This is a genomic window from Variovorax paradoxus NBRC 15149 (genome assembly GCF_001591365.1).
GTDB lineage: Bacteria > Pseudomonadota > Gammaproteobacteria > Burkholderiales > Burkholderiaceae_C > Variovorax > Variovorax paradoxus.
Map to the genome: position 1 here is coordinate 527,996 of NZ_BCUT01000007.1, position 12,632 is coordinate 540,627.

Consider the following 12,632-nt stretch of genomic DNA (forward strand, 5'->3'; position numbering starts at 1 on the left):
AGAATGGAGACATCGCATGCCGCAACCCTTCCTGCCCCCGCCTGCGCGCACCCTGGTCCGCGCGGCCGCTAGCGCGCTCGCGCTGGCCGCCGCGAGCGCCGCCGCGCTGGCGCAGGGCACCGCCTATGTGTCGAGCGAAAAGGACAGCGCGCTGACGATGATCGACCTGGCGACCCTGGCCGTGAAGGGCACGATCCCGACCTGCAAGCGCGCGCGCCACATCCAGCTGACGCCCGAGCGCCAGATCATGGTGGCCTGCACCGATTCCAACCAGGCCGACCTGATCGACCCCGCGAGCGGCAAGTCGGTGCGGCGCATTCCGCTGGGCGACGAGCCCGAGGCCTTCGACCTGTCGCCGGACGGCAAGGTCATCTATGTCTCCAACGAGGACGCGGGCGAGGCCAGCTTCATCGACGCGGCCAGCGGCAAGAAGCTGCGCTCGGTCAAGGTGGGCGCGGAGCCCGAAGGCGTCAAGGTCAGCGCCGACGGCAAGACGCTGTACGTCACGTCGGAGGTGGCGAGCCTGGTGCACGTGATCGACACGGCCAGCGGCAAGGTCGTGAAGAACATCAAGGTCGGCAAGCGCCCGCGGCGCATGGCCATCACGCCGGACGGCAAGGAGCTCTGGGTCACCAACGAACTGGGCGCGAGCGTCAGCATCGTCTCCACCGCCACCCACGAGGTGATCGACACGCTCAAGTTCGAGGTGAAGGGCGCGCGCGCCGAGGACATCACGCCCGTGGGCATCCAGATGACGAGCGACGGCAAGCGGGCTTTCGTGGGCCTGGGCCGCGCCAACCACGTGGCCTTCGTCGACGTGGCCAGCCGCAAGGTCGGCTCGCTGGTGCTGGTCGGCAAGCGGGCCTGGAACGTCACGCTCGACAAGGCGCAGGCGCGGCTCTACGTGGTCAACGGCTTGAGCGACGACGTGACGGTGGTCGACGTGGCCGGCGCCAAGGCCATCAAGAGCGTTCCGGTAGGGCGCGTGCCCTATGGGCTCGTGATCGTCGAATGAGGATGCGCGCAACGGCTTCCTGGCTGGCGGGCGCGTGGTGGATGGCCGTGGCGCTCGTGGCGCCGGCGGCGGCGGGCGCGGCCGTGCTCAAGGCCACGCTGATCACGCCGGACGACGATCCCCGCCTGGAGCGTTCCCGCGTGGAGCGTGCCTACCTGGGGCACCCGGGCGGCCCGCTTTCCGATGGGCTCGAAGTTGCACTCGAGGAGACGAAGTTCGAACTCGAGGCCGCTGGCGCCGAAGTGGCGCTGGCCAGCGCGCCGGCCGCGACCCTCGAGGCGGCGCGCGCCGCGGCGGTGGCGGCCGAGAAGAGCGGCGCCGCGGTGCTGCTGACCGACCTGCCGGCCGAATGGACGCTGGCCGTGGCCGATGCCGTGAAGCTGCCGGTGCTGAACCTGGGCGACGCCTCCGACCGGCTGCGCCAGCAGGATTGCCGCGCACGCGTGTTCCATTTGATTCCCAGCGAACGCATGCGCAGCGATGCGCTGGCGCAGACGCTGGTGTCGCGCAAATGGAGCAAGCTGCTGCTGCTGGTGGGCGGCAGCCCGCAGGACGCGCTGCGCGCGGCCACCGTGCAGGCGTCGATCAAGCGCTACGGCCTGCAGGTGGTGGCCAGCAAGCCGTTCAAGCTCTCGGCCGATCCGCGCGAGCGCGACCTCGCCAACCCGCTGCTGCTCACGGCCGGCAACAACTACGACGCCGTGTGGGTGGTCGACAGCGACGGCGAGTTCGCCCGCATGCTGCCCTACCGCACCGTGCTGCCGCGGCCGGTGGTGGGCGACGGCGGGCTGGTGGCGCTGGCCTGGCATGCGCAGTTCGAGCGCTATGGCGCGCCGCAGGTCTCGCGCCGCTTCGCCAAGGCCGCAAAGCGCCCGATGACCGCGCAGGACTGGGCCGCCTGGATGGCCGGCAAGACCCTGGCGGCCGTGGCCATTGCCGCGCCCAAGGGCCCGAACGCAGCCTGGGCCCAGGCCATCGGCAAGAGCACGCTCGACGGCTCCAAGGGCACCAGCCTGAGCTTCCGCGCCTGGGACGGCCAGTTGCGCCAGCCCATGCTGCTGACGGACGGGCAGGGCGTGATCGCGCAGGCGCCGGCCGAAGGCGTGCTGCACCCGCGCAACGTGCTCGACACGCTGGGCGCCGATGCCCCGGAGAAGCTATGTCCGATCGCGCGCTAGAAACCCCCAAGCCCGCGGACGGGCAGGCCGAACCGCTGGCGCGGCGCGGCATGGGCCACGCGCTGCAGGCGATGCGCGCGATCATGCTGCGCGAGCTCTACAAGTTCTCGCAGCAGACCGGGCGGCTGGTGTCGGCGCTGGTGCGGCCGCTCCTGTGGCTGGCGGTGTTCGCGGCCGGTTTCCGCAACGTCTTCGGCGTGGCGATCGTCGAGCCCTATGACACCTACATTCCCTACGACGTCTACATCGTGCCGGGGCTGGTCGGCATGGTGCTGCTGTTCAACGGCATGCAGTCGTCGCTGGCCATGGTCTACGACCGCGAGATGGGCCTGATGCGCCTGTTGCTCACCGCGCCGCTGCCGCGGCCCTGGCTCCTCTTCTCCAAGCTCTGCGCCACTGCGCTGCTGTCGGTGCTGCAGGCGTTGGTGTTCGTGGTGGTGGCGGCGCTGATCGGCACCGAGCTGCCGCTGCTGTCGCTCTCGGCCCTGCATGCGCTGGTGGCGCTGGCGGCCGGTGCGCTCATGCTGGGCGCGCTCGGGCTGCTGCTGTCGGTGCACATCAAGCAGCTGGAGAACTTCGCGGGCACGATGAACTTCGTCATCTTCCCGATGTACTTCCTGTCGACCGCGCTCTATCCGCTGTGGAAGCTGCAGGAATCGGGCGCCGAATGGGTGTACCAGCTCGCGCGCTTCAATCCCTTCACCTACGCGGTGGAGTGGGTCCGCTTTGCGCTCTACGGCAAGGACCCGGGCGTGGCGCCCTATGTTGTGCTGGGCTGCCTGGTGGTTTTCTTCGGGCTCGCCTGCTGGGGCTACGACCCGCAGCGCGGCTTCGGCGGCCTTACCAAGCGCGGCGGAGGCGGGCCATGAGCCGGAAGCGGGCCACCACGCACGGGCAGGGCGATTCCACCCGGCGCAGTTGGCTGCGCGGCGCCGGCGCACTGGCGCTGGGCGCGCTGCCCTTGGCCCGGGCGATGGCCTCGACCGAGCCCTTTCCTTCGCGCCCCGTCACGCTGTGGGTGCCCTGGCCCGCGGGCGGCGCCACCGACATCTCGCTGCGGATCCTGGCCGAGCTGGCCTCGGTGCCGCTCGGGCAGCCGGTGCTGACCGAAAACCGCGGTGGCGCCGGCGGCACGCTGGCCATGCCGGTGCTGCAGCAGGCGCGGCCCGACGGCTACACCATCGCCCAGATGCCGCAGCCGGTGTTCCGCGCGCCGCACACGCAGAAGGTGCTGTGGGACCCGATCCGCGACGTGACGCCGATCATCCAGGTGTCCAGCGTCACCTTCGGCATGCTGGTCGCGGCCGGCAGCCCGATGCGCTCGCTCGAAGACATGTTCGCGTTCGCACGCGCCCGGCCCGGCGAGCTGACCGTTGCCACCAACGGCATCGGCACCACGCCGCACATGGTGCTGGAGACGCTGTTCACGGCGCGCGGCCTGCGCTACATCCATGTGCCGTACAAGGGCACGTCCGAGCAGCTCAACGCGATTGCGGGCGGGCAGGTGATGGCCGGCGTCAACTCCACCGGCTTCGGGCCGGCCGTCGATGCAGGCACGCTGCGGCTGCTGGCCATCTTTTCGGGTGAGCGTTCGAAGCGCTGGCCACAGGTGCCCGTGCTGCGCGAGCTCGGCTTCGACATCGTGGCCAAGTCGCCCTACGGGCTGGCGGGGCCGCGCGGCCTGCCGCGCGGCGTGGTGGCGGTGCTGCACGATGCTTTCAAGAAGGCCATGTTCGACCAGCGCTTCAAGGACGAACTCGCCAAGTACGACCAGGAGGCCGACTACCTCGGCCCGGAGGCCTACGCGCAGTCGTGCCGCGAAATCTTCGCGCAGGAGCGCGCCATCGTCGAAAAGCTGGGCCTCGCGCGCACCGGCACTTGAGGGGGAGAACACCGTGCGCCGACCGAACAAGCCGAGATCCCGTCGCCTGATCGGCCTTGCCGTGGCGGCCGCTGCCTGCCCCATGCCCGGCCAGGCGCAGGAGGCCGCCGCCGCCCAGCCGGGCAGCCTGCCGGCCGTCGAGGTGGTGGCCACCACGCCCGTGCCGGGCATCGAGGTGCCGAAGGACCAGATCCCGTCCAACGTGCAGACCGCCGACGACCGGCACCTGCGCCGCGCGCAGAGCCTGAACCTGCCGGACTTCATGGCCACGCAGCTGCCCAGCGTGAACGTGAACGAGATCCAGGGCAATCCGTTCCAGGTCGACGTGAACTACCGCGGCTTCAGCGCGAGCCCGGTGCTCGGAACGCCCCAGGGCCTGTCGGTGTACCAGGACGGCGTGCGCATCAACGAGCCCTTCGGCGATGTGGTGAACTGGGACCTGATCCCCAAGGCCGCCATCTCGAGCATCACGCTGCTGCCGGGCTCCAACCCGCTGTTCGGCCTCAACACGCTCGGCGGTGCGCTGTCGCTGCAGACCAAGCGCGGCGACACGCATCCGGGCACCGAGCTGGAACTGCAGGCCGGCTCCTTCGGCCGCGTGAGCACCGAGCTCACGCACGGCCGCAAGCTGGCCGAAGGCGGGCACCTGTTCCTTGCGCTCGGCGGCCTCAACGAGGACGGCTGGCGCAACTACTCGCCCTCGCGCGTGCGCCAGCTGTTTGCGAAGGTGGGGCAGGACAGCGGAAAGCTCTCCTGGGACCTGAGCTTCACCCATGGCGACAACCGGATGATCGGCAACGGCCTGCTGCCCGAGTCGATGCTGATGCAGAACCGCAAGCAGGTGTACACGCGGCCCGACCGCACCGAAAACCGCATGTCGATGCTCACGCTCAATGCCAGCTACCGCCTGAGCGACGTGCAGACGATCTCCATGACGGCTTACACGCGGCGCTCGCGCTACAGCACGCTCAACGGCGACCTCAACGACGGTTTCAATCCGCCGGACAACGAAGCCACGGGCGTGGAGAACCGCACCTACACGCGCCAGCGCAGCGAAGGCGTGGCGCTGCAGTCGACCTATACCGCGGGCATTCACCAGCTCACTTTCGGCGCCTCCGTGGACCGTGCGCGCACGCACTTCCGCCAGACCGAGGCCGAGGGCCTGCTCGACTCCACGCGCGCGGTGGTGCCGCAGGAAGAAGCCGAAGTCGATGCGCTGCTCGCGGGCAAGAGCCGCACCGCGAGCATCTATTTTTCCGACCTGGTGAGCCTGCGGCCGAACCTGCAGCTGAGCCTTTCGGGCCGCTACAACGACACCCGCGTGACCACCCGCGACGACGGGCGCGCCTTGCTCGGGCTGTCCACCCGGCTCGATGGCGAAGGCCATTACAAGAAGTTCAATCCTGCCATCGGCCTCACCTGGCAGGCCACGCCGCGGCTCACGGCCTACGCGGGCTGGAGCCAGGGTAGCCGCGCGCCGAGCCCGATCGAGCTCGGCTGCTCCGATCCGGCCAACGCCTGCGTGCTGCCCAATGCGCTGCAGTCCGATCCGCCGCTGAAGCAGGTGGTGTCGCAGACCTTCGAAACCGGGCTGCGCGGCACGCTCGAGCCGGGCATGCGCTGGAATGCCTCGGTGTTCCGCACCGTCAACAAGGACGACCTGCTGTTCGTGAGCAGCGGGCTCTCGCGCGGCTACTTCAGCAACTTCGGGCGCACCCTGCGCCAGGGCGTGGAACTGGGGCTTTCGCAGCAGACCGAGCGCGTCGACTGGTCGCTGTCGTACAGCTACCTGCGCGCGAGGTACGACTCGCCGGCCTGCCTGGTGGCCGAGGCCAACAGCAGTGCCGAGACCAGCCCCGCCTGCACCGGCGAGGGCGAGATCGCGGTGCGCCGCGGCGACCGCCTGCCGGGGCTCCCGGCGCATTCGCTCAAGCTCAACGTCGACTGGCGCGTGACGCCCGAGTGGACGCTGGGCGCGCAGTACCGCGTGTATTCGAAGCAGACGGTGCGCGGCAACGAGAACGGCCTGCACGCGCCCGACGGGGCCGACTTCAGCGGCAGCGGCCGCATCGGCGGCTACGCGCTGCTCGACCTCACGACGCGCTGGAAGCTCGGGCCCAACGTGGAGCTCTTTGCCAAGGTGGCGAACGTGTTCAACCGCCGCTACGCCACCGCCGGCCAGCTGGGCCGCAGCGGCTTCGATGCGAGCGGCGCGGTGCTGGCGCCCGATGCATGGCGCAACGTGCAGTTCGTGGCGCCCGGCGCGCCGCGCGCGGTGTGGGTCGGCATGCGGGTACAACTGGGCGTCTGAACCGGCGCGTCCGAAGATTCAGGCCGCGCGCCGCACGCTGCGTTTCCTGGCCGCGGTACGCGCCGCCGGCAGCGTGCCGAGCTGCTGCTGGATCTGCGCCTGGCCATGCGTGCGCAAATACTCCTCGAAGGCCAGCGCCACCTGCGGCAATTGCCGCGACGCGAGGTGCATCACGTACCAGTCGCGCACCACCGGATTGCCCGGCACCGGCAGCACGCCCAGCAGGCCGGCGTTCATCTCGAGCACGCAGGTGTGCATCGACAAGAACGCAATGCCGAAGCCCGCGGCGCACATCTGCTTGATGGCCTCGTTGCTCGACAGCTCGGAGCCGATGCGCAGCGGCAGCCCGTGGTCCTTGAAGAAGCGCTCGACCGTGGTGCGCGTGCCCGAGCCGCGCTCGCGCACCAGCATGCGCGTGTCCGAGAGCAGGGCGATGCTCGGCTTGGCCGCGGACATCAGCGGGTGCGAAGGCGCCGCGAGAAAGGCCATCGGGTGCTTGGCGAAGGCGCTGGAGTCGGTCTTCAGTTCCGCGGGCGGGCGGCCCATGATGGCGATGTCGATCTCCTGGCCCGCGAGCATGCGCACGATCTCGTCGCGGTTGCCGACCTGCAGCTTGACCTTCACCTTCGGATGCTCCTTGGCGAAGTTCACCAGGATGGGCGGCAGCAGGTACTCGGCCGTGGTGATGGCGCCCACGCGCAAGGTGCCCGAGAACACGCCCTGCAGCATCGCCATTTCGTCGCCGGCCTCGCGCCACAGGTCGAGGATGCGGCCGGCATAGCCCGCCAGCAATTCGCCCGCTTCGGTCAGCCGGATGCCGCGGCCCGTGCGCTGCAAAAGCGGCGTGCCGGCCGACTCCTCGAGTGTGCCGATCTGTATCGACACCGCCGGTTGCGTCAGGTGCATTTCATCTGCAGCAAGTGAAACGCTGCCGAGCCGCGCCACGGCATGGAAGGTGGCGAGCTGCCTGAAGCTCGCGTGCTTGGAAAGGGGCATCGAGAGATATTAGGTTTGGCAAATGTGAATGTCAAAAGATTTAATTTTTCTTTATCTATCACGCGGCCTACATTCACTTCACCAGACAGCACCACACCCCTTCTTTTTTCGAGAGGCACTCCATGGGCAACATGAATGAAGCAATCCAGATCACCGACGCCAAGAAGCGCTACTCGGCCGGCGTGCTCAAGTACGCGCAGATGGGCTACTGGGACGGCGACTACGTGCCCAAGGACACGGACATCCTCGCGCTCTTCCGCATCACGCCGCAGGAAGGCGTGGACGCCATCGAGGCCGCCGCGGCCGTGGCCGGCGAATCGTCCACCGCCACCTGGACGGTGGTGTGGACCGACCGCCTCACGGCCTGCGACATGTACCGCGCCAAGGCCTACAAGGTGGAGCCGGTGCCCAACAATCCGGGCCAGTATTTCTGCTACGTGGCCTACGACCTCTCGCTGTTCGAGGAAGGCTCGATCACCAACGTGACGGCTTCCATCATCGGCAACGTCTTCAGCTTCAAGCCGCTGAAGGCCGCGCGGCTGGAGGACATGAAGTTCCCGGTGGCCTACGTCAAGACCTTCCCGGGCCCGCCGACCGGCATCGTGGTGGAGCGCGAGCGGCTCGACAAGTTCGGCCGGCCGCTGCTGGGCGCGACCACCAAGCCCAAGCTCGGGCTCTCGGGCCGCAACTACGGCCGCGTGGTGTACGAAGGCCTGCGCGGCGGGCTCGACTTCATGAAGGACGACGAGAACATCAACTCGCAACCCTTCATGCACTGGCGCGACCGCTTCCTGTTCGTGATGGACGCGGTCAACAAGGCCAGCGCCGCCACCGGCGAGGTCAAGGGCAGCTACCTGAACGTCACGGCCGGCACCATGGAAGAGATGTACCGCCGCGCGCAGTTCGCCAAGGAGCTGGGCTCGGTGATCGTGATGGTCGACCTCGTGATCGGCTACACGGCCATCCAGTCGATGAGCCACTGGTGCCGCCAGAACGACATGATCCTGCACCTGCACCGCGCGGGCCACGGCACCTACACGCGCCAGAAGAACCACGGTGTGAGCTTCCGGGTGATCGCCAAGTGGATGCGCCTGGCGGGCGTGGACCACATCCATGCGGGCACGGCCGTGGGCAAGCTCGAGGGCGACCCGATGACGGTGCAGGGCTACTACAACGTCTGCCGCGACACGCACACCAAGGTCGACCTGCCGCGCGGCATCTACTTCGACCAGGACTGGGGCGCGCTGCGCAAGGTGATGCCGGTGGCCTCGGGCGGCATCCATGCGGGCCAGATGCACCAGCTGCTCGACCTGTTCGGCGACGACGTGGTGCTGCAGTTCGGCGGCGGCACCATCGGCCACCCGCAGGGCATCCAGGCCGGGGCCACGGCCAACCGCGTGGCGCTCGAAGCCATGGTTCTGGCGCGCAACGAAGGGCGCGACATCGCCAACGAGGGGCCGCAGATTTTGCGCGACGCGGCCAAGTGGTGCACGCCGCTCGCGGCCGCGCTCGACACCTGGGGCGAGATCTCCTTCAACTACGCCTCCACCGATACCTCGGACTACGTGCCGACGCCGTCGGTGGCCTGAACCCGCCTTTTCCAGTTCCAGGAGCAACAGACATGCGAATCACACAAGGCACCTTTTCCTTCCTGCCCGACCTGAGCGACGAGCAGATCAGCCGCCAGGTCGAGTATTGCCTGGGCAAGGGCTGGGCCATCGGCCTCGAATACACCGACGACCCGCATCCGCGCAACACCTTCTGGGAGATGTTCGGCAACCCGATGTTCGACATCAAGGATGCGGCCGGCGTCATGCTCGAACTCGCGGCCTGCCGCAAGACTTTTCCGCAGCAGTACATCCGCGTGACGGCCTTCGATTCGACGCACGGCACCGAGTCGGTCGTGATGTCCTTCATCGTGAACCGGCCGTCCAACGAACCGGGCTTCCGCCTGATCCGCTCCGAGGAGCCGGGCCGCACGATCCGCTACAGCCTCGAAAGCTATGCGGTGCAGGCGCGGCCCGAAGGCAGCCGGTACTGATCGAAACCCGCCACACGGAGATTGCCGGAGCCACGCATGGACGCCACCGAAACCCCCGCCACCACGGCCGCCGTCGCGACCGCGCCGAGGCAGCTCTTCGAGTCCTCGGGCGTGAAGGCGCTGCTCGACCAGCTCGATGCCGAGCTGATCGGGCTGGCGCCGGTCAAGGGCCGCATCCGCGACATCGCGGCGCTGCTCCTGATCGACAAGCTGCGCCAGGAACAGGGGCTGCAGTCGCAGCCGCCTTCGCTGCACATGTCGTTCACGGGCAACCCGGGCACCGGCAAGACCACGGTGGCCATGCGCATGGCCGAGGTGCTCAAGCAGCTGGGCTATGTGCGCAAGGGCCACCTGGTGGCGGTGACGCGCGACGACCTGGTGGGCCAGTTCATCGGCCACACGGCGCCCAAGACCAAGGAAGTGATCAAGAAGGCGATGGGCGGCGTGCTGTTCATCGACGAGGCCTACTACCTCTACCGGCCCGAGAACGAGCGCGACTACGGGCAGGAGGCCATCGAAATCTTGCTGCAGGTGATGGAGAACCAGCGCGACGACCTGGTGGTGATTCTTGCGGGCTACAAGGACCGCATGGAGACCTTCTTCGGCAGCAACCCGGGCATGGCCTCGCGCATTGCGCACCACATCGACTTTCCGGACTACAACGAGGCCGAGCTGATGCAGATCGCGCAGCTCATGCTGGGGCGGCTGAACTACAGCTTCGACGACGGCGCGGCCTCCACCTTCTCGCGCTACGTGAGCCTGCGCCGGCAGCAGCCGCACTTTGCCAATGCGCGCTCGATCCGCAACGCGCTCGACCGCATCCGGCTGCGCCACGCCACGCGCCTGTTCGGCAGCGACGCGGCCCTGACGCGCGAGCAGCTCTGCACGCTGCAGGCGCAGGACATCCTGGCCAGCCGCGTCTTCCATCCGGCGGCGGAGGCCGCGCAGGCCGAAGGAGAAAAGAGATGAGCATCGAAGCCCTGGTCTTCGACGTCGACGGCACCCTGGCCGACACCGAGGAAGTGCATCGCATGGCCTTCAACCTGGCGTTCGAGCAGCTCGGGCTCGGCTGGCATTGGAGCCAGGCCGAATACCGCGCGCTGCTGGCGATCACGGGCGGCAAGGAGCGCATGAAGGCCTATGTCGATTCGCTGCCGCTGGGCGCATCCGAGAAGAAGCGGCTGCATGAACGCGTGCCGGCCATCCATGCGGCCAAGACGCAGCACTACACCGACATCGCGCGGCGCGGCGGCATCGAGCTGCGCACCGGCGTGCTGCGCTTCCTGGAGGAGGCCCAGCGCGCCGGCCTGCGCCTGGCCATTGCCAGCACCACCACGGCCGTCAACATCGACGCGCTGCTGCAGGCCACGCTGGGCCCGCGCGGCCTCACGATGTTCGACGTGATCGCCTGCGGCGACCAGGTGCGCGCGAAAAAACCCGCCTCCGACATCTACCTGCTGGCGCTCGACACGCTGGGCGTGCCGCCCGAGCGCGCCATCGCCATCGAAGACTCGCCCAATGGCCTGCGCTCGGCGCTTGGTGCCGGGCTCTGGACGCTGGTCACGCCCACCTTCTGGACCGAGGGCAGCGACTTCAGCGGCGCCGGCCTGGTGCTGCCGAGCCTGGGCGACCCCACCCAGCCGCTGCCCGGCGAGCCCGGCGGGCGCCTCGAATCCGCGGCGTTTCTCGGCATCGACGAGCTGTTGCAAATGGCCACGGTGGCCCCGCCCTTGAATGCCGTGCAGGCGCTTTACCGCGAGAACTCCTAGATGCAGAACACAAGAAACGCCATGCGCATCGCACCCAGCCTGCTGTCGGCCAACTTTGCGCGGCTCGGCGAAGAGGTCTCGGCGGTCATCGAGGCCGGTGCCGACCTGATCCATTTCGATGTCATGGACAACCACTATGTTCCAAATCTGACAATCGGTCCGCTGGTCTGCGAGGCCATCAAGCCCTATGCGACGGTGCCGATCGACGTGCACCTGATGGTCAAGCCGGTCGATGCGCTGATCCCGATGTTCGCGCATGCCGGCGCCTCGATCATCTCCTTCCACCCCGAGGCCAGCGAGCACATCGACCGCACGATCCGGCTGATCCGGGACAGCGGCTGCAAGGCCGGCCTGGTGCTCAACCCCGCCACGCCGCTCGGGGTGCTCGACCATGTGCTGGACCAGCTCGACCTGGTGCTGCTGATGTCGGTCAGCCCGGGCTTCGGCGGCCAGAGCTTCATCGAGAGCGTGCTGCCGAAGATCGAGGCAGTGCGCCGCCGCATCGACGCGAGCGGGCGCGAGATCTGGCTGGAGGTCGATGGCGGCGTGAAGCCCGACAACGCCGCGCGCGTCGGCGCCGCCGGGGCCGACACGCTGGTGGCGGGCTCGGCCGTGTTCAACGGCGGCCGCTACCGCGAAGCGATTGGCGCCATCCGCGCAGCGGCGCTGCAGGGCCGCGAGTCCATGGAAGGGCGTCCCGCATGACGAAAGAAGAGCTGTGCGGCATCGATGCGATCGCCTTCGACCTCGACGGCACGCTGGTCGACAGCGCGCCCGACATCCGGCATGCGCTGAACCTCGCGCTCGACGAAGCCGGGCTCGCCTGCTTCGAGCTGGACACCGTGCGCGCATGGATCGGCGACGGCCCCGACGCGCTGATCCTGCAGGCGCTGCGCGAGCACGGGCTCGGCGGCAGTGAGGCGCTGCGCGGCCGGCTGCGCAAGTCCTTCGATGCCGCCACGCTGGCGGCGCCCTTGAAGTTCGGCAGCGTGTTCGAGGGCATCGCCGCACTGGTCGCGGGCCTGCGCCGCACGCTGCCGATGGTGGTGGTCACGAACAAGCCGACGCCGCTGGCACGCGCCGTGCTGGATGCAGCGGGTCTGCTGCCGGCCATGGCGGGGGTCCATGGCGCCGACACCGCGGCGCAGCGCAAGCCCGCGCCGCTCCTGCTGCAGGCCGCGGCGCGCCAGCTGGGCGTGGAACCCGCGCGGCTGCTGATGGTGGGCGACGGCCCGGCCGACCTGCTCGCGGCGCAGGCCGCGGGCTGTCCGGCGGCGCTGGTGGCCTGGGGCTATGGCGGCCATGCGGCGGGGAATGCGGCTGAAGCGGCGCGCGCGTGGCGCGTCTCGACGCCGCAGCAGCTGCTGCTAAGGGCATGCGAGTCGCGCGCCGCGGTACGCCGAGACGAAGAAACGACGACCCGGATTTTTTGATTCAACC

12 protein-coding genes are annotated in these 12,632 nt (G+C 68.9%); 11 read left to right on the forward strand and 1 reads right to left on the reverse strand.

Annotated elements, in window-relative coordinates:
• Positions 1 to 16 precede the first annotated feature (16 nt).
• From VPA02S_RS28065 to VPA02S_RS28085, 5 genes are read left to right on the forward strand one after another with little or no spacing between them, the layout of a single operon-like run.
• The gene (locus tag VPA02S_RS28065) at positions 17 to 1,015 is read left to right on the forward strand and encodes a PQQ-dependent catabolism-associated beta-propeller protein (RefSeq protein ID WP_018904569.1); all 999 of its coding nucleotides are present in this window, start codon (positions 17 to 19) and stop codon (positions 1,013 to 1,015) included.
• Positions 1,012 to 2,193, forward strand: coding sequence for a type 1 periplasmic-binding domain-containing protein (locus VPA02S_RS28070; RefSeq protein ID WP_018904568.1), 1,182 nt, complete (start codon positions 1,012 to 1,014; stop codon positions 2,191 to 2,193). The genes VPA02S_RS28065 and VPA02S_RS28070 overlap by 4 nt, the downstream gene beginning before the upstream one ends.
• Complete coding sequence (locus VPA02S_RS28075; protein WP_018904567.1) at positions 2,175 to 3,062, forward strand: ABC transporter permease; 888 nt, start codon at positions 2,175 to 2,177, stop codon at positions 3,060 to 3,062. The genes VPA02S_RS28070 and VPA02S_RS28075 overlap by 19 nt, the downstream gene beginning before the upstream one ends.
• A complete protein-coding gene (locus VPA02S_RS28080; RefSeq protein WP_018904566.1) occupies positions 3,059 to 4,075 on the forward strand; it encodes a tripartite tricarboxylate transporter substrate binding protein in 1,017 nt (338 codons plus the stop codon). Before VPA02S_RS28075 ends, VPA02S_RS28080 begins: the two co-directional genes overlap by 4 nt.
• A gap of 13 nt (positions 4,076 to 4,088) precedes the next feature.
• The gene (locus VPA02S_RS28085) at positions 4,089 to 6,386 is read left to right on the forward strand and encodes a TonB-dependent receptor (protein WP_026283998.1); all 2,298 of its coding nucleotides are present in this window, start codon (positions 4,089 to 4,091) and stop codon (positions 6,384 to 6,386) included.
• An 18-nt stretch (positions 6,387 to 6,404) separates the two neighbouring features.
• Here the strand turns inward: VPA02S_RS28085 and VPA02S_RS28090 are convergent, their stop codons facing one another.
• Positions 6,405 to 7,382 (reverse strand): LysR family transcriptional regulator, encoded by a 978-nt coding sequence (locus VPA02S_RS28090; RefSeq protein ID WP_012748133.1) that lies wholly within the window; start codon positions 7,380 to 7,382, stop codon positions 6,405 to 6,407.
• Positions 7,383 to 7,513: 131 nt separating this feature from the next.
• Between VPA02S_RS28090 and VPA02S_RS28095 the strand changes: the two genes are divergently transcribed.
• Genes VPA02S_RS28095 through VPA02S_RS28120 form a run of 6 tightly spaced genes read left to right on the forward strand, consistent with a single transcriptional unit; the run spans position 7,514 to position 12,625 of the window.
• Entirely contained in the window at positions 7,514 to 8,971 is a 1,458-nt protein-coding gene (locus tag VPA02S_RS28095) for a form I ribulose bisphosphate carboxylase large subunit (protein WP_310649298.1), read from the forward strand.
• A gap of 32 nt (positions 8,972 to 9,003) precedes the next feature.
• Positions 9,004 to 9,423 (forward strand): ribulose bisphosphate carboxylase small subunit, encoded by a 420-nt coding sequence (locus VPA02S_RS28100; RefSeq protein WP_018904563.1) that lies wholly within the window; start codon positions 9,004 to 9,006, stop codon positions 9,421 to 9,423.
• A 36-nt stretch (positions 9,424 to 9,459) separates the two neighbouring features.
• Complete coding sequence (gene cbbX / locus VPA02S_RS28105; RefSeq protein ID WP_018904562.1) at positions 9,460 to 10,392, forward strand: CbbX protein; 933 nt, start codon at positions 9,460 to 9,462, stop codon at positions 10,390 to 10,392.
• Complete coding sequence (locus VPA02S_RS28110; protein ID WP_018904561.1) at positions 10,389 to 11,192, forward strand: HAD-IA family hydrolase; 804 nt, start codon at positions 10,389 to 10,391, stop codon at positions 11,190 to 11,192. The genes cbbX and VPA02S_RS28110 overlap by 4 nt, the downstream gene beginning before the upstream one ends.
• Positions 11,193 to 11,897, forward strand: a complete 705-nt coding sequence (gene rpe / locus VPA02S_RS28115) for a ribulose-phosphate 3-epimerase (protein ID WP_018904560.1) — start codon at positions 11,193 to 11,195, stop codon at positions 11,895 to 11,897. It begins immediately after the preceding gene.
• The gene (locus VPA02S_RS28120) at positions 11,894 to 12,625 is read left to right on the forward strand and encodes an HAD-IA family hydrolase (RefSeq protein ID WP_018904559.1); all 732 of its coding nucleotides are present in this window, start codon (positions 11,894 to 11,896) and stop codon (positions 12,623 to 12,625) included. Before rpe ends, VPA02S_RS28120 begins: the two co-directional genes overlap by 4 nt.
• Positions 12,626 to 12,632: the final 7 nt, after the last annotated feature.